Origin of the sequence: Chryseobacterium sp. MYb264 (genome assembly GCF_035974275.1) — a bacterium.
In the GTDB taxonomy this organism is placed as follows: domain Bacteria; phylum Bacteroidota; class Bacteroidia; order Flavobacteriales; family Weeksellaceae; genus Chryseobacterium.
In genome coordinates this window covers 3,999,335-4,021,308 of sequence record NZ_CP142422.1, presented here as the reverse complement: position 1 = coordinate 4,021,308, position 21,974 = coordinate 3,999,335, and the positions used below count along the sequence as shown (strand labels likewise).

The window sequence follows — 21,974 nt, the reverse complement described above, 5'->3', positions numbered from 1 at the left end:
GGGTGCATTGTGCTCCAAAATGAACTACCAACTGTATGCTGTGGTTTAGGTACCATGCATTATAACATCATCTACGTGATGGTGCCATATCCAATTTTTTGGTGATTTTAAGTAGTCGCTCCTTAAAAAGCTGTTTTTTGACTTTGAAAATTATATTTGCCTAAAAAGATTCGGAGAACAAGTTCGAGCCAAAGAAGAATTTGTTGTTTGATTTGATTCAATCTCATCTTCAAATTGTATCCAATCCCTGCTAATAATGCATTATTAATATCTCCAGCCACTCCTTTCAGGAAGTTTAATCCTAAGGAGTGGTTTCTTTTTAAATGAGAGATACAAGGTTCTATGGCTGCTCTTGCCCGGAATCTTAATCTGGCTACTTGTTGCCCATATTTTGTTTTTTCTTTTTTTGCGGGAAGCAAAATTGCTGTTCCTTCCACTTCTTTGATTCCTTTAAATCCTCTGTCTGTAGTGGCTTTCGTAGGTCTTGTTCCGCCAACGGATTTTCTTACCCTCTCACTCTGTGCCAATGATTCTTCAAGAGTTTTACTATCGTGAGGATTGCCAGAAAATCTCTTTACCGAGCTGATGATCCCTGTTTTCCGACCTCTTACTACTGCTACTTTTGTCCCAAACTCGTATGCTTTTCCCGATTTTCCTTTCGCAATACACGCAACTTGTGGCTCGTGAAGACTGTAAATTTTATCTTTCGTGGTACGTTCTTGGGTGAGTGCTTTAAGGTAAATTTTAAAAACGTCTTCGTAGCCTTTCAAAACATCTTTAGGAAGTTTTCTTTCCAATTCCCGAAGAACTCTTTTACCAATCGTCCTGAGCTTTTTCCTCGCCATTTTTGCCTTCTTCTGTCTTCTGGGATGATGTCCAAAAAAAGCGTCCCGCAATAATTGTTTGCTCACTCTTCTGTAGCTTTGTCTTTGTACAACGCTCTCTTTTTCTGCTATTTTTCTACAATTGTCGATTACTTTTTTTGCTAATTTGGCATCGGTAGGAAAGGTAATGTTCTTCTCCTGAACCGTCGTATCTACCTGAACTTCATCTTCTGTTTTGGCTTTGGGATGGAGAGAAACGCTTTGTCCCAAAAGAAATTCCAAACCCTTATCTCCAATTCTTTTTCTGAAGTGTACAAAATTGCTCGGATCGAAAGGCTGCTCTGTCTGGAAAAAGGTTTCTCCGGTAAAATATTGCCAATACGCATTCTCAATCCATCTCTCTATTACACTTTCATCACTTTCTTTAAACATTTCCTTGAGCAAAAGCATTCCTGCTATTTTACGGATAGCAATAGAAGGTCTTCCGTTTTCTGAAAATAATTTCTCAAACTCTGACTCCATTTTATCCCAGGAAATCTCCCCAGCTAATTTTACCACCGGATGCTCCATATTAATAAGCTCCGTAAGCCTGGTCTTGAATAAATTCTGCTGTAAATCCTCTCTTATTTTGCCTAACATTTTGCCACTTTTTATATCCTAAAAATACAATTTATTGCAATTTTTTACAACGATTTTTTACGAAATATAAGTGCATAAAAACTGATAATCAAAATATTACTTGGTTTTTAAGGAATGACTAAGTATACTTTTGTACAGTTGCCCCCATCATTATGATGTTAAAGCAGCTCAAAATACATTTTTCGGAGCCATTAGAATTTGGATAAGTTTTCAAGAATATGTAAAGCTACACAAAGAATTTTTTCCTGAGTAGGCTCAGTGACCACTGGGCCAAACAGCCATAAAATACTGGGATAATCTCCTATCCAGATCAATATTAACTATCGTTATTTTTAATTAAACCCTAGTAAATTACTAGGGTTTAATTAAAAATAACTCATGAATTATAAATGCATGAGATCGGGAAGCTAATATATTATTATATTATGCATCATTTATTGCATAATCATAGAGAAGTTTAGTTATTTCTCCATCTGATAATTTTTGATTTTTATCTTCTATAGACTCTTCAATAGCATCTAAAAAATAATAAAAATCAAATAAATTTGAATATTTTACACCTTCATATTCATACTTCCCTTCAGTTTTCTCAATTTCAAAGAACCCTCAATCACCATTAATATTTAATGGTTGCTTCATATAAATTTCAATTACTTCAGCCTCTTGATCAAGCTCATTAAACTCACAAAACTCATCATAAGAGCCTCCATTTCTAAAATAATTAGTTAATTCTACAAGTTTCATAATATAATATTATTTATTTTTACCCCAAATTGAAAATCCTCCTTTTCTTCTAGGATGTAAAGTTTCCCAAAAGATACCCCCAGGAACGTTTGGATGCTGACTTTTAGGAACTAACTGCATAACACCATCTTTAATATCATGATGTCATATCCAATCTGTAAGAGATTCCCCTATAATTGAGCCTTTTGGTAAAGAACAGCTGCTCTTTGAATAGAATCTATGAGATTGAGATTTCTTAATTGCAATATTTATAAGATTAATATTAATTCATCATGTTCCAAATTTAAATTATCATTAAAAATTCTGTCTTTATTTTCCCATCTGTTTTTTCCTATTAGAAGTCCACCCGCAATAATATAATATTTATTTGCATTTGTTAGCAGTTCAAAAATTTTCATATCATGTACTAATAAATCTTTATCAATATTTTTTGGTAGTTCTTCCTTTGTAATTTCTTTAATCTTAAGTTTTTCAAATTTTGAAGGAGTATCAATATAGCTTACTGCCCAAAATTCTAGATCAATATTATATCTTGTATCCTCCGAATAATCTTCTTGATCAGGATATTTCATTTCACTTCGAATTAGAAGAGAAGAATGACTTACTGTGTAAGCCCAAAATTTGAAATTTCTATTTGAATTGTATTGCTGCATTTTCATAATTTTTTAAATAGTCCAAACATAGTTATTTCCAAGTTAAATTATATACTTCTTTTACCCTCGCTACCGCACGATTGCATCGTGTGGTTTAATAACCATAATCTTTTAAAATATTTAGCAAAACTTATGAAATATACCCCCAGGATTGTAGAACTTATAATGATGACTCGTCATTATATTTTTATAAAGATAAAAACTTTTAAGAAATTATTGGATAATAAAAATGCCACACGAAAGGATTCGTGCGGCAGCGGGGTTTTTTTTTTTATTAGCTTAACGCAACGGATAATAAGACCTAAATATATATTTCTTCATCTCCAAAACATTTAATTATAGCAGTATCTGATTCAAATATTATATCTTCAAATACATCTGGCAAATCGACAGATTTTATCACATTATAATTTTTAGCTGATATTAAATACACTTCAGTTTCTGCAATCATATAGACTATATTATTTCTAACTAAACTTTTTATAAAAAAGCTATTAAGATTCACATTTAACAATATTTTGTTTGTTACCAAATCTAATATTACATAATTCAAGTCAATACCTACAGAATAAATATCATCCTCTATATTATTAATTTCAGGTTTAACAATATCACTCTGCCAAGAAAATTTATAATTAAAATTATCATTTGATATTATTCCAAAACTTCTACCTGAAAGAGTATTTTCAAATAAAAGATGATAATTAACTTTATTAAAGTTCTCCTCCGTAATTTCTTTAAAATGAACTTCCATATTATCGAGCTATTTTAGGTATTATAGTTGTAACTGAAGGTGTAGAACTCATATTCCCTCCCTTATAAAAGAAACTAACATTTAAAGCACCATTATTACCTACATTTATGCTTTTAGTTACTGTTGTTCCATACTGACTTGTTTTTGTTGACATTACTATACCACTCTCTAAAGCATTACTAAAAACTTTTGTTAATTGCGCCTCAGTCTTCACTCCAAGCGTTGTTAAATCCTTTAAATTTTGAGCAGAACGAGTAATGTTATGTTCGGAGCCACTGGTAACTTTTCCGAAAAAATAATCAAATTTAGTTGGATTAACAGTAAATCCTTTTTCAGAAGAAAATACTGACTTCAGAGCTTGCCAAGTTCCCTTTGGATTTTTAAGCAAATTATAACCTCCTTCTGCTAATAATATAGCTCCAGCAACAGCTGAACCTCCTTTATCTTGAGCATACATTCCAGCTATGTCCCCTCGCTGCCGCACGATTGCATCGTGTGGTTTAATAACCAAAATCTTTTAAAATATTTAGCAAAACTTATGAAATATACCCCCAGGATTGTAGAACTTATAATGAGGACTCATCATTATATTTTTATAAAGATAAAAACTTTTAAGAAATTATTGGATAATAAAAATGCCACACGAAAGGATTCGTGCGGCAGCGGGGGGATACTTAAAGTTTATCGTTATTATATATCATCTTTAGATACATGAATAACATTATTATCTATTAAAAATCTATAGCCAAAAGGTAAAGCTAAATATTTTAAAATATCTGGTCGATTAAATGCGACATGATGAAAATGGACTGTCATTAAAGATTTTATATCATCATCATAATCATCTGTGATTAACCACCATCCAGACATGTGCTCAGGCGATTCATATCTAATAGCTTCAATATCTTTTCCTTCATAAACTCCTTTTGAAATGACTACCATTTGATTAAAGCTTGGAAATTGAGGATGTAATTTATAATATGAGCATATCTCCGATTGTTCTCTAATAATTGAAATTGCAGTGTCACAACCTTTTATAAACTCAGTACCATCAGTTTTAACTTCATACAAATCATAATAATTTATATCTTCTAATCGAAATTGCAATAGCCATGAGTAGTATCCAATATTCTGATTTTTAGAAACAATTGGCTTGTTTTCAACAATATAGTCAATTATATATTTAATAACATCTACATAATCACTCTCTTGTTGATTACCAATAATAACTCTAACTTCTTTGTCTAAATAATAATTTAGCCCTTTTGTTGCTACATAAATACTATTATGTATACTTATTTCAATTTCTTTGTATATTATCATATTTTTATTAATTAGTCACTTATTTTAGGAAGTATTCCTTGCTTCTTCATTCCTCCAATTATCCCGCCTTGGCTTGAACTACAATATTTACAATGAGGATAAAAAGTTTGGGGCCATCCATATGGAATTAATGCATTTGCTGGCTGATGATCCAAAATGAAATTTCCCGATTTTGTGCCTGGGCTAGTTTGTCCACAAGTATGACAACCAAGTGTATATCCTTGCTCATTCATAATACTTCTTTCTTCAGATGTAAATCTTCTACTTTTTCCATTTTTTGCAAAGAGACCTTCACCAGCAAAAGGTCCCTTTGTTAAAGTACCATTTAAAGAAACAGCTTCTTTTGAAATGGCCTTTGCTTCTGCATTAAGTATTCCTTTTTCTGCTGCTAAAATCTTTAAAGCATCATCTCCATGTCTTGTAATAATCAGAAATGGGATAGCAGCATAATTCATTCCTCGGTTATCCGAAGATGAAAGCATCATACCAGCAACTTCAAAAATACCAAATGGATCGTCAGGTCCACCAACATATTGTATGGGACCGTCATTGTACCTTCCCGCATTTAAAATTCTATCCCATGCAAAATCACTTTTAGCATTCCATCCTCTCATATAAGAGTTAAAATGGTTCTGAACTTGTGATCCCCAAGAGGAGCTCTTTCCTATAAGATTAATACCTGGAATATTGATAGTTGGCATATCATCAAATCCCGAATACCCGTTGTAATTAAGCGGATTACCATCATAGCTCATTGAGCCTCCCCAATTATTACTAAAGCCACTTCCGCTATTTGTCCAAATAGTTCCACTTGGTGAATTTAGAAACTGGTTCATTGCTGACTGCGAAAGCCTTCCATCTGGATCAATAAACATGATGGGGTTATTCACCACATAAGCATAAGGGCTTGTAGAAAGATAGCTTTCAGAGAGCTGATCCATTACGCCCCATCTCCCTAAATCAGGCATATATTGTCTCCAGCCATAGTCATAAAAACCTGTTTCCTGTAACTCTTTCCAGCTATACTTATAGGAGTAAAAACTACCAATAGCTGATGAATTAGAGCCACCAATATGATTTAATCCAAAAGGATAAAAGTTATTGGTATCTCTGGTTTCAAGAACGCCTGCGCTGTTTTTAGAAAAACTTACCCTTGCATTACCTAGGTGGTCTTTGTATTGGTAAATATAACGGTTTTCGGTGAAGCTGTAAAAACCTTCAGAGGTTCCTACAAAATCAAGTTTCCATTCAGGAGTTGTAGGCATTACAATAGGCCCCCCGATGATGGCCCTATATGCTTGCGCTTCATATGCATTTTCTGTTCTGCAGGTTATACAAGGAGTTCCTATTCCTGTACCATCATCCACATAATTATACTGAAAACCATCCAGATAATCTGTTATCTTCGTGATTGGAATTCCTTTTGGTAGAGCATTCACATATGTTTTGCGAAGCTTTGTTCCGTCTGCTCTGTATAGATAACTTAAATTAGAACTAGAAACTAACCCTATAGGATTGGTCTGACTGATTGCCAACTGATTTGGAAGATCCAGAAAGTTATAATTAATGATCTGGATGCCTTTATCCAGCATATCTTTCATATTACCATTCAGGTCATACGAGATTATATTGTTTCCCCCTTCGTAACCGGTGTCGTTCAGTGCATTTTCAACAACTTTTGTCAGGCGGTTTCCGGTGTATTCATAGATAAGATCATCCACCAATGTGGCGCTGTTACCAGATATCGGAACGGCATTTCTTTTTAAGGTTTTGATGTTTCCATTCAGATCATAGCTCAGATTTTCATTAAAATTATTATTGAAAGGGGTGGTAGAATTGGGTTCTGAATAGATGGCATCCTGTAGCCTGTTCAATCCGTCATAAGCGTAGGTATATCTTTTCAGCACATCTTCAGTGGCATTCTTCCAGTCTACTTCAGTGATATTACCGCCAAATTTTCCGGGCGCAATATTCGTATTGATAGGATTGGTATAGCGCATTTCATACCCGAAAAGCTTGCCATTAAGGTTTGCGGGATCATTAATTTTGGTTAGCCATCCTCTGATATTATAAGCATAATCAATGCTTTGAAGGGGTTGTGCGATATTAGTTCCTCCTACTTTTTTGGTCTTTAATTGAGAGAGTTCATTATACTCATTCTGTGACAGGATCTCTTCGGTATTGTTGTCTACCTTATGTTTTTGTACCAAGAGCCTGTTTCCATCATCATAAGTAAAGGTTTGGGTAATTACTTTCTCAGTGTCAGAAGTTAATCTTTTATGATAAACCTTGGTTTGTTTGGCCAAACCCACAAAATCAATATTAGATTCTGTTCTGGTGTATCCTCCTAAATGATTGATGGAATAAGAACCGATTACCCGCCCTTTTTCATCATAATAGCTAAAACTTTTCGTCCAGGCATTATCTTCCACATTTCTCACATAGGAAGCCAGGGGAAGACTTTTTGTATTTTTGGAAGCCTGGCCGGGCTGCTTCAATACCTGTTTTCCCATAATGGCGACTGGTACTTCAGCTCCCTGAGGAAGTGGTGGATAGGTATCGTAATAGTTTACGCTTAAGATCGTCATGCTTCCCGTAGGAAAAGCATTTTTGGTATAATAAATGTTTTCTCCGTTTTGTACAATAGGCGTTGTATCGTCTCGCTTTTCGTTGTTTCCGGAGTTGGCCGACATATTGTTTATGGCTGTTTGCATTGCTATTCGGCTCGCGGTATTGGCAAAGAACCCAGTATAGACTACTCTTCCGAACTCATCATATTTGGAGAACATCCATCCTTTTGCCGAAAAGTTATTATTGGTACTTCCCAACACAGCATCCTGCGATAAAATCAGTCTGTCCTGTTTATCATATACCATCAACTCCCAGCCTTTCCCCGGCAGCTTTTTTTCTACCAGACGATTCTTGCTGTCATATTTATACTGATAGCAAAGGGTTTCAACGGCTGTTGAGCTCAATGCTGCAGAAGAAGCCAGTGGCGGAATTACATACGCCAGCTGCTTATAATCATTGTAAAGATAATAAGTATCTGCATTTTTTGTGGCATTCATCACTTTTCGGATAAGAATCGTCTGCCCTGAACCATCTTTAAATTCTACAGCGGTATTTCCGTCTTCATCGATAACTGTATTTTTAACCAACTGCCCTGAAGCATACTCTGAGGTAGTATACTGAACTTCGTTTTTATATAGTTTCGTTGCAGGATCCCAGCTTGTAACGATCTCATATTTTTTGACATGGTCTGCAGCATTATTCAGGTCATACCCAAAGGTTGTAGATTTGGAATTCCATGCGTTCCCGATCTGCTTTTGATCCAAGACTCTTTCCAAAGGAGATTTTTCCAGTGTTTTTTCGGTAAAGATCTTTTCGCCCCCGTAAATATTGGTGATATCTGCGATCGGATAAGCCACCATACCGCTGGTCTGCGGATAGATATTTCCGCCTGAGGTAGCACTTTGAGGAACCGGAAGGTAATTTCTGGTCTGCCTTCCCAACTCATCATAAACAATCGGGGTTACAATATCTTTACCTTGAGGAGTTGCTTTTACATTCACAACCTGTTTGGGTCTTCCCAAAAAATCAAAATACTGTACTGTTTCTGTTTTCTTTGTACAATCGTCATTAAGACATGTGGTGCTGGATACATAATTTTCCGAACTTGTCTGTGCCCTGAATAAAGTAGCCACAAACAATACTATATGGAATAAAAATATTTTTTTCATAAACTTTAATAATAGAAGTTAGAATAGAAAATGAAATGATCAATTTTTAAGAACTGATCTTCATTTTTCACTGATAACTTTTAATGTTTGTAGTTATACTCGTATTTTTTCAAAAGTTTTCCGTTTTCATCTTCTACACGCTGAAGTCGTCCGGCATTGTCATATTTGTAAACTTCACGAATCCCTGAAGGAGGCGTCATGCTTTTCATCCCCACCAAAACATCGTACACATACGTTGTGATCTGATAGTTTTTAAGCTGAGCATTGTTTCTGAATGTATCCAGCGATTGCTGAAAACTCTGCTCAGTAGTTTCATTAATATCAGCATCCGATTTATTGACAATATCCGAAACATAGGGGGCAATCTCGCTGTATGTGGCTCCTTCTATCTTGGCAATGGGCTGGGTTTTATGATAGCCCCAAACTACGGCCACGGGAATCCCGTCTTTGGTTGTATACTGCTCAAGGTTTCCTTTGGCATCATACTGATTAAAGGTAATCTCTGAAGCCAGTGTATTTTGGGAATCAAAAGAAACAGCGGAAGACGGAAGCAGGTTAGCCGCATTCTCGTATTTAGTTTCTGCCTTCGCCACTGTTTTTCCCGCATCGGAAGTATTTTTCTTAATCACAGAAGTGGTTTCCAAAGGAATACCCGTCATATTAGCATTAATCAATTTTTGATTATTCAAGTCTAAAGCGTATTTGTAGCTCGTTTCCTGAATACTTCCGTCAAATGAGGTCACTCGTTCTAAATTGGGGAGGTAATTGTTGGTATTGTTGAAGACTTCTTTTTTGGTCTCGGCAACACCTGAGCTAAAGTAGTTGCGGGAGGTCATCGTTTGATTCTTTAACCATGATGATTTGGTATAGGCTGTTTTCTCACTATCAGTATTAAATATAGGATAAGGCTCTCCTGATTCTTCAAAACTATAATCAATAAAGTCTTCAGAAACTTTTTCATTAGACGAATTAAGAACCTCTTTTTTATAAAGTAAACCCTGTCTTGTGAATATATAGAAAGGCTTAATACCATAATTTAGATTTGGATAAGGAGAGGGCTCAGAATAGCCAGCAAAGTCTCTTGGTGTTTTAAAATAATACTTAGTGTGCCCCTCTGTTCCTCCTGAAACTTTTACATTCTGATAAAGTAAAACAGGGTTTACCGCTGAAATACCATCGGCCGATATACCATCCTCAATATAGGTTTCACTTGACAAGTTTGGATTAGCAAATTGTTTATAATCAAAGTCTTCAATTTTTACTGGATTTGACTGATATACATCAGAAGCATTATAATATTTTATATTTTTTATTCTGGCCAATCCCTCATGATAAGATTTCCACTCATAACTTATGGTTGTCGTAGGTTCTCCAATTATCTTACCCGCAGTAAAAGCGATCTCCGGTATACTTCCTTTCGGCAGTAATGCAGTGAGGGCTACATAGTACTCTCCTGGTGTAACACTTATTTTTTGTACATCAGAATAATTTGAAGGATCTTCCAAGGTGGCATTTCCTAAACTATAGGGGGTTAACTGATAGGTTGAGCCCACTTTTCTATAAAAAACAAGTGTCCATAGATAGTTAGAGAGTGTCCCATTTGGAATATTAATATAGACTTCGGTATTTTCAGTAGTGGTGAAAAAATGTTTCCTTGCATTTCCGAACTGAGTAAAAAAAACAGTTCCTATATCAATACTTGGTGCAGGAATCGTTGTTATCACCTGTACCGGAAATGTGTCAAATGGAGCAAATTCAAAATTATATTCCACAACCCCACCTGTGGGTAAAGTCACTTTATTTAATAAAAGCTTACCGTAGACATTTTCAACACCACTCTCAACTGGAAAATAAATAGGAGCTAATCCTGATGATGCATAAGCAAATTTTGTTTTTTCAAGCACATTTTCATTAACGTCTACTTTACTGAAAGCGTCTAATTGACCATTTCCTTCAAAATTATATTTAGAAATAAATTGATTAGTTATTGTTTTAAGCGTTAGACTGCTAAGATTATACTTATCTGATTTAAATGATGAATAAAAAGGTTTTTCCTGATATTGCAAATCTATAATCGCTTTATTTGTAATTTCGACTCTACTAAGCTTATTAGACTCCGAATCTGTTACTACTTGCCCCATTCCTGGAGGATAGGTCACATCTTTAAAATAAGAAAATTTAACCAATTGTTGACCATTTTCATCCTCTATGGATGTCAGAAAAAAAGCACTTCTGTATTTAAGTTTTCTATACATCACCGGACCATTAATATACTGCCATGTCCAAGTCGTTGCTGTAGAAAAATTATACGTATCAAATTTATATTTAATTCCTTTGTCATTGGTAATGGTAAAAGAATCCAATATTAATGTAGATAGGTTGCTATTTCTATGGTATTCTATTTTAGAACTGCTAGCAGTCAAATTGACAAGCCTAAAGCTGTTCGCATTATTAGCAGTATCCCTTATAAATTTAAACTTACCAGACTCTCCCGGAATTTGATAATTATAAACATCATCAAAACCATTTTTAAAATAACCAGGTTTTGTTTTGTCGTCAAATGATTCATCCGGATCATTACAAATCTCTCTGGATATAAAGCCTTGCCCTAATAATGACCACCCGGAACCTAAATCTCCCAACCAGGTATCTTCCGTTACATTCCCTACATGATAATTCAGACTTAAATCTATACTCAACGATTTGTTATTCGTAGGTACATGAATTAAATTATATGAAATATTAGGTATTCCCGTTTGGATAGAAACAGGCATATTGGTATAATTTCCTAATGATGATATAGTGGGAACAGGTCTCTCAACACTTGTATTCTTACTTTGCCCATACATGATACCCTGTATTATAAAGCATATAAGCAGTAGTTGTATTTTTCTCATCTGTATTTATTTTTTAATCAATTTAGCATTCGCTGTTTTATTATCATCCGTTTTTATGGTCACCAAGTACGCTCCCTGAATCAGTGGCTGTGTATTAATTTTGGTCACTTTATTCTTAGTTTTAATGCTTTGAAGCTGTCGTCCGGACATATCAAACACATTAATGTCAGCCTCTTTAAAATCAAACCCAATTTCCACATACGCATAATCTGAAACAGGATTCGGATAAATCTTAATATTCTGTTTTTCAATCAGCTGATCGATTTGTTTATCACCCAGTTTTACGATTTTCCAGTTCTCTTTTCCAAGTTCTTCGGCGCTCGTTCCAGCCAGAATAATCGAACCATCTCTGTTCAGTTTTATATCCGAAAGCCTTTCTTCACGCTTTCTGGATTCCCCTTTGACGTGTTTTCGCCACTGCTCATTACCGTTTGAATCCAGGTATAGCATCCAGAAAGTTTCATCATCAGCCTCCATTCTGCCTTCAGCCTGAGTGTAACCGCCCAGCAAAATGCCTTTAGACTTGTCATCCGAAGAATTAATGGTACTCATTCCCATGAGCACATCTCTGTTTTTAAAATTGTAAGATTTTTGCCAGATTTCTTCGCCTCTTTCCTTTAACGAAATCAGCCAAATATCGGTTCCTTCTTCCAGTCCAACGGTTTTATTTCCGGATCTTTCTGAGCGAGATTCGCCGCCAACTAAGTAACCTGAAGAAGTCAGTGAAAGGGTCCTTAAATGATCATCACCTTTGCCTCCAAAGTTCTTTTCCCACTCGATTTGATTTTTTGCATCTATTTTTACGACCCAATAATCTCCTTCGCCAAAGTTTTCCGTTTTTTTGGAGCCGTTGGCTCCACTTCTCGAATAAATTCCTAGCAATGCTCCGCCATCTTTCGTGGGAATCATTTTTTCCACTTCGTCCAGCCCTTTTCCGCCAATGATCAATTGAGATAATTCCTTTCCGTTTTTATCCAGTTTGATGATGAGAACATCCTTAGAACCATATCCTTTCTCTGAGTTTTGAACATTTCCGGCTACCATAAACCCTAGATCTGTGGTCTGAATCACCGCGCGCGCCTCTTCATCCGATGCTGAGCCGATGGTTTTTTGCCATAATTCATCTCCAAATTCATTAATTTTTAATAAAATTATATCTGATCCCCCTTTGGAATCCTCCTTTTTATCCAGACCGATGGATGAATACGTAGTACCACTTATCAAAAATCCACCCTCCTGGGTAGCGACTGTTGAAGCCAGATAATCGTGGTTATTCCCCGAGAAATATTTTTCCCATATTTGTTCACCATTTTGATTAAGTTTGACCAAATGGAAGTCGTATCCAGTATTAGAGGGCTTCCCGGCTTTTTGCTCCCTGCTGTCAGTCTGGATGCTGCTTCCGGAAATCAGATATTGTCCATCGATTGTTGTGGTGACCTGACTGAGAAAATCCTGCGTGGAGGATTGGATATCTTTTTGCCAGAGTACTTCCTGAGCCGACAGGCTCAGACTTATGCCGATCAGAAAGGCACTTGAATAGATTTTTTTCATTCCCGTATTTATTTTAAGTTCTATTGTTATTAATTCCTAGCGGTGCAAAAGTAACCTTTTTCATTTCACAATGAAAAGATTTACAACATTATTTTTTGTTGATATGGCAAAGAAAGAAGGACGGGGCGTCAAAACTCGACGTGTTTTTTTTATTTTCCACAGATTTTGCGAGTGATGGGGTTATTTTTTGGCAACGAATGCACGAATAATTTTATTTCTCACAGATCGCAGATTTTCCACAGATGATGATGTTTCTGTTGGTTTTACGCAAAGCCGCAAAGGTTATTTTAATGCTTTATGTTTTTAAGGCGCAAGGATTTTATCTAAGATAAAATTGAAGACTGCATACTATGGCAACTAATGCACGAATATTTTTATTTCTCACAGATCGCAGATTTTGCACAGATGATAATGTTTCTGTTGGTTTTTCGCAAAGTCGCAAAGCTATTTTTTAATCCTTTATGTTTTTAAGGCGCAAGGATTTTATCAGAGATAAAATGGAGGGTTGCATATTATCGCCACGAATGCACGAATATTTTTATTTCCCACAGATCGCCTTTAGACTTTCACAGATGATATCGTTGATTTTTTGGGTTTTATGGCCACGAATAAGCGAATAATGGTGGATGATGCGTTTGAGATTAATTATTTACTAAAAATAAATCTGCGTCCTCTGCAAAATCTGCGAGAGCTAATAATAAACCCCATAAAAGAACAGTATAACGGTGTCTGAGTAAGATTATAATTTAATGAAGTTCAAAATATGAGGGAGAAAATTAATTATGAATGTCTACAATCGTAATGGAGTTATATCTTTATTAAGAATTAGAATTTTTCTGTTGACTTTTCAACAACCATTCGTCATGTTTCTTTTTAAAGAATTCATGTTTATAGTCCTGATTTCTCTTGGCAGCATCTATGGAATGGGAGGTATGAATATCGGCATCTTCTTCTGCAAAATCAGAGAGTTTTTCGTAGAAACAATGCAGCTGGTCGAGTTCCTTTTCGGTGAGGTCTTCGATGTCTACAATCCTGTTGCTTGCCTTTTCATTAGCTGCAATCAATTCATTCAGCTTTATCTGGATGGCTTTAGAATCTTTATTCTGAGCTTTCTGAATAAGAAAAACCATTAAAAAAGTAATGATCGTTGTGCCGGTATTAATAACCAGTTGCCAGGTTTCCGAATAATTAAATATAGGTCCTGAAATTCCCCATGCAATGACAATTATTGTTGCTCCGATAAAGGCATAGCTACTTCCTGTAAACTTGGTGGCCCAATTTGAAAATCTTTCGAATACGCCGGTATTTGTCTTTGCCATTAGAAATTATTTAATACAAAATAGCAAAAATTTCGCCGAAAATATAATTTTTCAATTCAAAAATAATCTGATTTTAGATTTTCATATATTGGATTTCACTTTTTCGGTCGTCCGATGTATTTATTAATGATCTTTTGAGATGAAAAAAGAAAAATTTAAACAAATCAAACCTATACAACATCTGTATTTTAAGAACATGGAAGAGGAGACGCAGAATATTTTAATTATTTTGGTTCGCCCCCAGAAATCTAGATTATTTTTCTTGCTTTATTCCACCAGAAAATAAATCCTGTGACTGGCAATGAGCATCCTATCAGGCAAATAATAAAGTATAAAACAATACTTTTTAGTCCCAAAATCTCCCCCGTATGTAAAGGTTTTGCCAATGATGTAAACTGCTTATCCAGAGGTTTGTCCCAAAAAAGTTCTTTGGATTTCAGTACTCCCTTCTGATCAAAACTGATCTTATCGGGAAGCATGGCACCCAGCATATAATCTGTATTTATTTTGGTAACCCTGAACCTTGGATTATCTATATTCGGAAGCTCCAGAGTAATCACCCCCTGATAGGGCAGTATCTTCTCCGTTTCGGATAAAATAGACTGAAGCGCAACCGGTTTCTCGATAGACTGACCTTTTTCTTTTTGTCGGCTAAGCATATCTTTGAAGAGGGTGTCAAACGTATTATGATCTTCTTCCGTAGCTTCTACAATTCTGGAAATAGATTCGCCGCCCATTGAAACAATCAATGCATTCTTCATCCAGGGATAGGTAATATAAAGCCCGGTTACCGCGATGAAAAATAAAATTAAAAAAGAATAAAATCCAAGAGTATTGTGGAGATCGTAATTAATTCTCTGAAATTTGCCGCTTAATTTTACGGTTAAAGCCTGCTTCAGAAGCTTCCACTTTTGAGGGATCCATAGAACAAATCCTGAAAAAAGCAAGATGCAGAACATCAGTACTCCGGCTCCGTTGATCTGTCTTCCGATATTCCCCATCAGCAGATTACGGTGAAGATCCAATACCCATTCAAAAAAACGAGTATTTTCAATCTTTGGAGCCCCAAGATTTTCACCCGAATAAGGATTAAAAAATACCGCGTAATCAACTTTTGATTTTGTGTAGGAAATTATATAAGACCGGCCTTTATCTTTAGGAATCGTAATCGACCTGAGTTCAGCGCCCTCTTTATAAAGAATATCCTTAATTTCATCTGCAGATTTTCTATTATCTGTCTGCTGAACAAAAATCTTATCGCGATTTGCCCATTCCGAAAACTGGTTTTTAAAGGCATATAAGCAGCCTGAAAGGCAAACAATGATAACAATCGGCATCGATAAAAGACCAAGCCACAAATGAATAATCCCCATCAGGTATTTGAAGTGTGGTTCTTTTTTCCTTCTCTTTCTTAGAAAAAGCTTTTTGAGTGTTGATATTTTCATTGAAAAAACAGAAAATCATTACAACAGGAGCTCTGTTGTAATGATTTCTTTATTTCTTAAAATTATTTTCTGCCTTTGAACTGCTGATCTTTTACGATTTCCAGAAACCGGGTATTTTGATCGGGGGTAAATACTTTTTGTAATGCCTCTTTTCTCTGTTTATCGAATTTTTCCCAATATTCTTTGGCCAGCTCATTATTACCATGGTAGACATCATGAGCATCATTGAATGATTTTTCGAAGGCATCATTGGCGGCATTCAGCATCGCAAACTGATCTTCAGACAGCTGAAGTTCCGTTTTTAGTTTCGCTAAGATCTCATTATTGTATCTCGGTCTTTTTCGGGCATTTTCATCAACAAACTTGTTGAATTTTTCCATTTGGTCGTTATCCAGAACCTTTGCCATTTCTTCTGCCTGTCTTGCTCTCAGCTCTTCACTTTTAACGCCTAAGGCTACCCGGTCCATCTGACCACCCTGCGCTTTGGCAACTTCAAAATTTTGCTCCGCCTGCTTTTGATATCGGATCGTAATTTCATCGTAGCTTTTCTCCTGTTCTGGAGTTAGTGTGATTTCGGATTTGAATTTGGTGTAATCTACGCCTCTCCTTTTATTGTCATTAGAACATGAGGTGATTATAAAAGTACATAAGGCCAATGCCCATATTTTCACAAAAGGTCTCATCATAATCGTATGTTTTTAGAATTTATAATTAATTTGTGCTGCAAAATTTCTTGGCTGAATCTGATCGATAAATCCACCTCTGAAATAAGAACTATACCCCACCGAGTCGAAGATATTATTGAAAAATACCCTCAGTCCCAGTCCGTTTTTAAGAGTATATCCTGCCTGTGCGTCTACCGTGGTGTATTCTGGCATATCAAATGGTTTATCTCCAGGTCTTACGCTATTCAGATGTCCTGCTGTAAATGTTTTCTGAGTCCATTCATCCACTGGTCTTTTCCCTACATAATAAATTCCGGCTCCCAGATCAAGACCTGTTAATACTCCATTATTGAATTTATAATTCAGCCAGCCATTAGCTGTATTTCTAGGGGCATTCATTGGCCTGGATCCATTTATATAAGCAGGGCTATCTTGATATTGCGCATCTAGATATGCCCACCCTGACATTACTTGTAGATTAGGAAGGATTCTACCAATCAGTTCTATTTCTATTCCTTTTCTTTTGAGATTTCCGGCGAGACCATACATGGTTTGTTTATCAATAACAACAGGATTATAGTTCGCATCAAGAATTGTAAAAGAAAGATGATCAGTCTTAATATCAAAAATAGTAATATTAAATCTCAGGCGTTCCCCAAACCAATCTGATTTAATTCCAGCTTCCCATTGTTTGGTAGTCGATGCACCTACTCTCCCACCTTCAAGAAGCAAATTATTAGAAGACCTTAAAGAAGTCGTTGTAGTATAAGATCCAAACACATTCACATTGGGAAATGGGGAAACAATCAATCCTAAATTAGGATTCCAAGTATCTACTGATTCATTACTTGAACCATTCAGACGGCTATACCTTATCCCTAAATGTGCTTTAACATACTTACCAATAGACATTACATCTTGAGCCATAACACCAATACTTGGCGTCAAAATTGAATTTGACCTTCCTAAATTTCTATAAACAACATCCACAGGAAGTGTATTAGGAATAGAACCGTTGACCACATTAAATTCGTCCAGAGGATTTGCCACATAATCCTTTCCATCCTCCTTTCGAGGTCTTGCTGTAATTAGATTATCAGGATGAATAAAATTCTTATATGCTTCATACGTTACAGCCGAAGTCTCTGTTTCTCTCCAATCGAACCCCATCTGAAATGTGTGATTAATAGCTCCTGTTTTTATCCGCTCACCGATAAAATCAAGCTGTAAAACCCTACTGATGTCTAATGATTCGGATTTACCTATGGTACGCTGCCTTACATTGTAATCTTTACCTCCTGTTGGTAGTGATATAGATGAGGCTTCACTTTCCGCATTTCTACTGGAATTCATAAATGCTAGTCTAACCTTCAATTTATCAGCGATTTCACGTGTTGCCGTTGTTGCAAAATTAAAACCTTCTGTGAGTGCATAATCCGAAGCATAACCTAAAAATTCTCCCTTAGGCATGTGATATAATGCTTCTACGTTACCCGGCGCAAGATTGATTGTACCTCTGTCAGGAGTTCTTTTATCATGAATATAATCCATCTCAACATTAATATATGTTTTATCATCAGGACGAAAAGCAATAGAAGGATTCACATAGATTCTGTCGGTACTAACATGCTTTCTAAAAGAATTATTATTCTGATATGCTCCGTTAAACCGTACGGCCACTTTTCCCTGGCTGTCCAGAACCCTCTGAAAATCTACTGTAGGTCTGTAAAAATCCCAACTGCCGTAGCGAAAACCTACATTGGTCTGATCTATAAACTGCGGTCTTTTGGTAACAATATTAATAACTCCTCCTGCAGCACCCAGACCATTTCCTATTCCCTGGGTAACGGCAGCCGAACCCTTGATTACCTGAATACTTTCAACACCCTGCATATCGGTAAGCATGGCTCCGGTGCGGAAATCGGAATCCATCATCACTCCGTTTTTCAATACCGGAACACCTCGATATCCTCTGATGGACATACTTTCTCTGGTTCCGCCATAGCTTCCGAACAAAGTAACCCCGGGAATATTTTTGGCTACATCGGTTACTGTTAAACCTCCCAGCTGCTCAATGACTTTGGTAGAAACTACGGAAATAGACTGGATCTGATCTCTCGGTTTTAAAGGAAGTCTTGTAATAACTTCCAGACCTTCAGGCTGCTTATTTTTCACCCCAAAAAGCTCCACTTCTTCGATATGCTTTTCTTTTTGAATGGTATCGTTTTTATGCTGTGCATTAACTATAGCGGCACCTAAAACGAATAAGGAGAAAGAAATTGTTTTTTTCATCTGTTATATTTTCTGTAAAAATAATATTTTTATTCATTCTAAATAAATTTAATTTAATGATTTATTTCAGGTAGGGATAATTCACTGTATGAAAGTTGTAAATCATTGAATGGCTTAAAGTGAACCCCCTATGAAAAATGAGCTAAAGAACCGGAAGACTGGAAGTTATTGTAACAGAACGAAAAGCCCTTTTGAAGGCTCATCAATCCGTTCTACCTATAAGAAGATAATACAATAAGAAAATAACAGCGTCATCTGTGAAATCTGAGCGATCTGTAGGAAAGAAACATATTCGCGCATTCGTGGCTAATGCATATCCTTTTTTCAACGTCAAGATCTCAAGGATCTAAGTATTTTATCACCGATTTTATGGGACGTAATAATATTGTAATCAAAAATTATAGCAATAGCGAATATTTATATATAATTTAACCCTTTCAGGGTTATTAACATTATTGATTACATGCACATCGGGGTTTCACCCGACGCTACTCCTTTTTAACCCCTTCGGGGTTTATTATGGTAAATTCAAAAGAAAATTCGTATAAATAGTCCAATAAATTTGTCTTGATCTATTATCAAAATGAAAACTCATCATTCTGATTGTAAAGCCGAAAGACTTAAAAAAAAATCCGCTCCTCGAAAGGAACGGATTTTATTATAATCATTGCAAATATGCAATTATCACACTTTAATTTCCACGTCTACACCTGAAGGAAGTTCTAATTTCATTAGAGCATCAACAGTTTTAGAAGAAGAAGAGTAGATATCCATTAATCTCTTGTGAGCTGATAATTGGAACTGCTCTCTAGCTTTTTTGTTTACGTGCGGAGATCTCAACACTGTGAAGATTCTCTTATTCGTTGGCAATGGAATTGGACCGTTTACAACAGCACCAGTAGCCTTTACCGTTTTTACGATTTTCTCAGCAGACTTGTCTACCAAGTTGTAATCGTAAGATTTTAGTTTTATTCTGATTCTTTGTGACATTTCTTGTACTTTAAAAAATTAACCTTTTGCTTTAGCGATAATATCTTCAGCAACGTTTTGAGGAGTAGCCTGGTATTTCTCTAATTCCATAGAAGAAGTAGCTCTTCCTGATGAAAGCGTTCTTAGAGTCGTAACATATCCAAACATTTCAGAAAGTGGAACTGAACCTTTGATTACAACAGCACCGTTCTTTTCTTCCTGACCGCTGATCGTACCTCTTCTCTTGTTAAGGTCACCAATGATGTTACCCATATATTCCTCCGGAGTTACAACTTCCAGTTTCATAATAGGCTCCATAATTACCGGCTTAGCAGCTTTACCAGCTTCTTTAAATCCTAATTTAGCAGCTAATTCGAAAGAAAGAGCATCAGAATCCACCGCGTGGAAAGACCCATCTTTAAGAGTAACTTTAATACCTTCAACTTCGAAACCAGCCAATGGACCGTTCTTCATTGCAGCTTTAAATCCTTTTTCAATAGCAGGAACAAATTCTCTAGGAACGTTACCCCCTTTGATCTCATTGATGAATTCTAAACCAACTTTACCTTCGTCTGCAGGTCCTAGTTCAAATACAATATCAGCAAATTTACCTTTACCACCAGACTGCTTTTTGTAAACTTCTCTGTGGCTAGCAACTTTTGTTAAGTTTTCTTTGTACTCTACCTGAGGTTGTCCCTGGTTTACTTCAACCTTGAACTCTCTCTTCATACGGTCAACAATGATATCTAAGTGAAGCTCACCCATACCAGAGATGATCGTTTGTCCAGAAGCCTCGTCAGTTCTTACCGTAAACGTAGGATCTTCTTCAGCCAATTTAGCTAGAGCGTTACCCATTTTATCTTGGTCAGCTTTAGTTTTAGGCTCAACAGCGATACCAATTACCGGATCAGGGAAAACCATCGATTCAAGAACGATTGGGTTTTTCTCGTCACACATCGTATCACCAGTTTTGATAGATTTGAATCCAACAGCAGCACCAATATCTCCAGCTTCAATATATTCTACCGGGTTTTGCTTGTTAGCGTGCATCTGATAGATTCTAGAGATTCTTTCTTTATCTCCTGAACGAGTGTTCAAGATATAAGAACCTGCATCTAATCTTCCTGAGTATGCTCTGAAGAATGCCAATCTTCCCACGAACGGGTCAGTAGCAATCTTAAATGCTAGAGCAGAGAAAGGTTCATCTACAGATGGCTTTCTTGTAATTTCAGCGTCAGTTCTTGGGTCAGTACCTTTGATATCATCTTTATCCAATGGTGAAGGCAAGTATTTACATACTGCATCCAACATAAACTGTACTCCTTTATTCTTGAATGAAGAACCACAAGTCATTGGGATAATAGATAAATCGATAGTAGCAGCTCTCAATGCAGCATTAATTTCTTCTTCTGTAATTGAATCCGGATCTTCGAAGAATTTCTCCATCAAAGTTTCATCATATTCAGAAACAGCTTCTACTAATTTCTCTCTATATTCAAGAACTTCATCTTTCATATCTTCCGGAATTGGAACTACCTCGAAAGTAGCACCTTGTCCAGCTTCATCCCAGATGATCGCTCTGTTTTTAATTAAGTCTACAACACCTTTGAAATCTTCTTCAGCACCGATTGGTAAAACGATTGGAACTGCGTTTGATCCTAACATGTCTTTAACCTGGTTTACCACGTTAAGGAAGTCAGCACCTTGTCTGTCCATTTTGTTTACGAATCCCATTCTAGCAACTTTGTAGTTGTCAGCAAGTCTCCAGTTTGTTTCAGACTGAGGCTCTACTCCATCTACTGCAGAGAATAAGAATACCAATCCATCCAATACTCTTAAAGATCTGTTTACTTCTACGGTGAAGTCAACGTGTCCCGGTGTATCGATGATGTTGAAGTGGTAAGGTTTAGTATCAGCTAAAGGTTTTCCTTGATCAGTTGGAAAGTTCCAAGAACAAGTAGTAGCAGCAGAAGTAATTGTAATACCTCTTTCAGCTTCCTGCTCCATCCAGTCCATAGTAGATGCACCGTCGTGAACTTCACCAATTTTGTGGTTTACACCAGTATAGAATAAAATTCTTTCTGTAGTGGTAGTTTTACCTGCATCAATGTGCGCAGCAATACCAATATTTCTTGTAAATTTAAGATCTCTACCCATTT

At 36.1% G+C, this 21,974-nt stretch carries 15 protein-coding genes; all 15 read right to left on the bottom strand.

The features are described 5' to 3' along the window. Positions 1 to 122 precede the first annotated feature (122 nt). Positions 123 to 1,463: an IS5 family transposase gene (locus VUJ46_RS17435; RefSeq protein ID WP_326981209.1), complete on the bottom strand. Its 1,341-nt coding sequence runs from the start codon at positions 1,461 to 1,463 to the stop codon at positions 123 to 125. A 606-nt stretch (positions 1,464 to 2,069) separates the two neighbouring features. Beyond that, positions 2,070 to 2,207 carry a hypothetical protein gene (locus VUJ46_RS17430; RefSeq protein ID WP_326981991.1) on the bottom strand — a complete coding sequence of 46 codons (138 nt, stop codon included), beginning with the start codon at positions 2,205 to 2,207 and terminating at the stop codon, positions 2,070 to 2,072. 248 nt (positions 2,208 to 2,455) lie between these two features. Next, complete coding sequence (locus tag VUJ46_RS17425) at positions 2,456 to 2,866, bottom strand: hypothetical protein (protein WP_326981990.1); 411 nt, start codon at positions 2,864 to 2,866, stop codon at positions 2,456 to 2,458. A gap of 295 nt (positions 2,867 to 3,161) precedes the next feature. Beyond that, a complete protein-coding gene (locus tag VUJ46_RS17420; RefSeq protein WP_326981989.1) occupies positions 3,162 to 3,614 on the bottom strand; it encodes a hypothetical protein in 453 nt (150 codons plus the stop codon). Between the two features lies 1 nt (position 3,615). After that, positions 3,616 to 4,125 (bottom strand): hypothetical protein, encoded by a 510-nt coding sequence (locus VUJ46_RS17415; RefSeq protein ID WP_326981988.1) that lies wholly within the window; start codon positions 4,123 to 4,125, stop codon positions 3,616 to 3,618. A 179-nt stretch (positions 4,126 to 4,304) separates the two neighbouring features. Further along, on the bottom strand, positions 4,305 to 4,937 hold the full coding sequence (locus VUJ46_RS17410; protein ID WP_326981987.1) for an immunity protein Imm33 domain-containing protein: 633 nt from the start codon (positions 4,935 to 4,937) through the stop codon (positions 4,305 to 4,307). Positions 4,938 to 4,948: 11 nt separating this feature from the next. After that, positions 4,949 to 8,677, bottom strand: a complete 3,729-nt coding sequence (locus tag VUJ46_RS17405) for a DUF6443 domain-containing protein (RefSeq protein ID WP_326981986.1) — start codon at positions 8,675 to 8,677, stop codon at positions 4,949 to 4,951. 80 nt (positions 8,678 to 8,757) lie between these two features. After that, positions 8,758 to 11,574: a hypothetical protein gene (locus VUJ46_RS17400; RefSeq protein ID WP_326981985.1), complete on the bottom strand. Its 2,817-nt coding sequence runs from the start codon at positions 11,572 to 11,574 to the stop codon at positions 8,758 to 8,760. A 6-nt stretch (positions 11,575 to 11,580) separates the two neighbouring features. Next, entirely contained in the window at positions 11,581 to 13,125 is a 1,545-nt protein-coding gene (locus VUJ46_RS17395) for a T9SS type A sorting domain-containing protein (protein WP_326981984.1), read from the bottom strand. Between the two features lie 818 nt (positions 13,126 to 13,943). Beyond that, positions 13,944 to 14,444: a low affinity iron permease family protein gene (locus VUJ46_RS17390; protein WP_326981983.1), complete on the bottom strand. Its 501-nt coding sequence runs from the start codon at positions 14,442 to 14,444 to the stop codon at positions 13,944 to 13,946. Positions 14,445 to 14,692: 248 nt separating this feature from the next. After that, complete coding sequence (locus VUJ46_RS17385) at positions 14,693 to 15,889, bottom strand: PepSY-associated TM helix domain-containing protein (protein ID WP_326981982.1); 1,197 nt, start codon at positions 15,887 to 15,889, stop codon at positions 14,693 to 14,695. A 62-nt stretch (positions 15,890 to 15,951) separates the two neighbouring features. Continuing rightward, a complete protein-coding gene (locus VUJ46_RS17380) occupies positions 15,952 to 16,575 on the bottom strand; it encodes a hypothetical protein (protein ID WP_326981981.1) in 624 nt (207 codons plus the stop codon). A gap of 12 nt (positions 16,576 to 16,587) precedes the next feature. Next, positions 16,588 to 18,846 (bottom strand): TonB-dependent siderophore receptor, encoded by a 2,259-nt coding sequence (locus tag VUJ46_RS17375; protein ID WP_326981980.1) that lies wholly within the window; start codon positions 18,844 to 18,846, stop codon positions 16,588 to 16,590. Between the two features lie 684 nt (positions 18,847 to 19,530). After that, the gene (rpsJ, locus tag VUJ46_RS17370) at positions 19,531 to 19,836 is read right to left on the bottom strand and encodes a 30S ribosomal protein S10 (protein ID WP_002661363.1); all 306 of its coding nucleotides are present in this window, start codon (positions 19,834 to 19,836) and stop codon (positions 19,531 to 19,533) included. 18 nt (positions 19,837 to 19,854) lie between these two features. Then, complete coding sequence (gene fusA / locus VUJ46_RS17365) at positions 19,855 to 21,972, bottom strand: elongation factor G (RefSeq protein WP_326981979.1); 2,118 nt, start codon at positions 21,970 to 21,972, stop codon at positions 19,855 to 19,857. Positions 21,973 to 21,974 lie beyond the last annotated feature (2 nt).

Coding starts and splice junctions, on each gene's coding strand:
- VUJ46_RS17435 (WP_326981209.1), bottom strand. CDS start 1,463: ATGTTAGGCAAAATAAGAGAGGATTTACAGCAGAATTTATTCAAGACC.
- VUJ46_RS17430 (WP_326981991.1), bottom strand. CDS start 2,207: ATGAAACTTGTAGAATTAACTAATTATTTTAGAAATGGAGGCTCTTAT.
- VUJ46_RS17425 (WP_326981990.1), bottom strand. CDS start 2,866: ATGAAAATGCAGCAATACAATTCAAATAGAAATTTCAAATTTTGGGCT.
- VUJ46_RS17420 (WP_326981989.1), bottom strand. CDS start 3,614: ATGGAAGTTCATTTTAAAGAAATTACGGAGGAGAACTTTAATAAAGTT.
- VUJ46_RS17410 (WP_326981987.1), bottom strand. CDS start 4,937: ATGATAATATACAAAGAAATTGAAATAAGTATACATAATAGTATTTAT.
- VUJ46_RS17405 (WP_326981986.1), bottom strand. CDS start 8,677: ATGAAAAAAATATTTTTATTCCATATAGTATTGTTTGTGGCTACTTTA.
- VUJ46_RS17400 (WP_326981985.1), bottom strand. CDS start 11,574: ATGAGAAAAATACAACTACTGCTTATATGCTTTATAATACAGGGTATC.
- VUJ46_RS17395 (WP_326981984.1), bottom strand. CDS start 13,125: ATGAAAAAAATCTATTCAAGTGCCTTTCTGATCGGCATAAGTCTGAGC.
- VUJ46_RS17390 (WP_326981983.1), bottom strand. CDS start 14,444: ATGGCAAAGACAAATACCGGCGTATTCGAAAGATTTTCAAATTGGGCC.
- VUJ46_RS17385 (WP_326981982.1), bottom strand. CDS start 15,889: ATGAAAATATCAACACTCAAAAAGCTTTTTCTAAGAAAGAGAAGGAAA.
- VUJ46_RS17380 (WP_326981981.1), bottom strand. CDS start 16,575: ATGATGAGACCTTTTGTGAAAATATGGGCATTGGCCTTATGTACTTTT.
- VUJ46_RS17375 (WP_326981980.1), bottom strand. CDS start 18,846: ATGAAAAAAACAATTTCTTTCTCCTTATTCGTTTTAGGTGCCGCTATA.
- rpsJ (WP_002661363.1), bottom strand. CDS start 19,836: ATGTCACAAAGAATCAGAATAAAACTAAAATCTTACGATTACAACTTG.
- fusA (WP_326981979.1), bottom strand. CDS start 21,972: ATGGGTAGAGATCTTAAATTTACAAGAAATATTGGTATTGCTGCGCAC.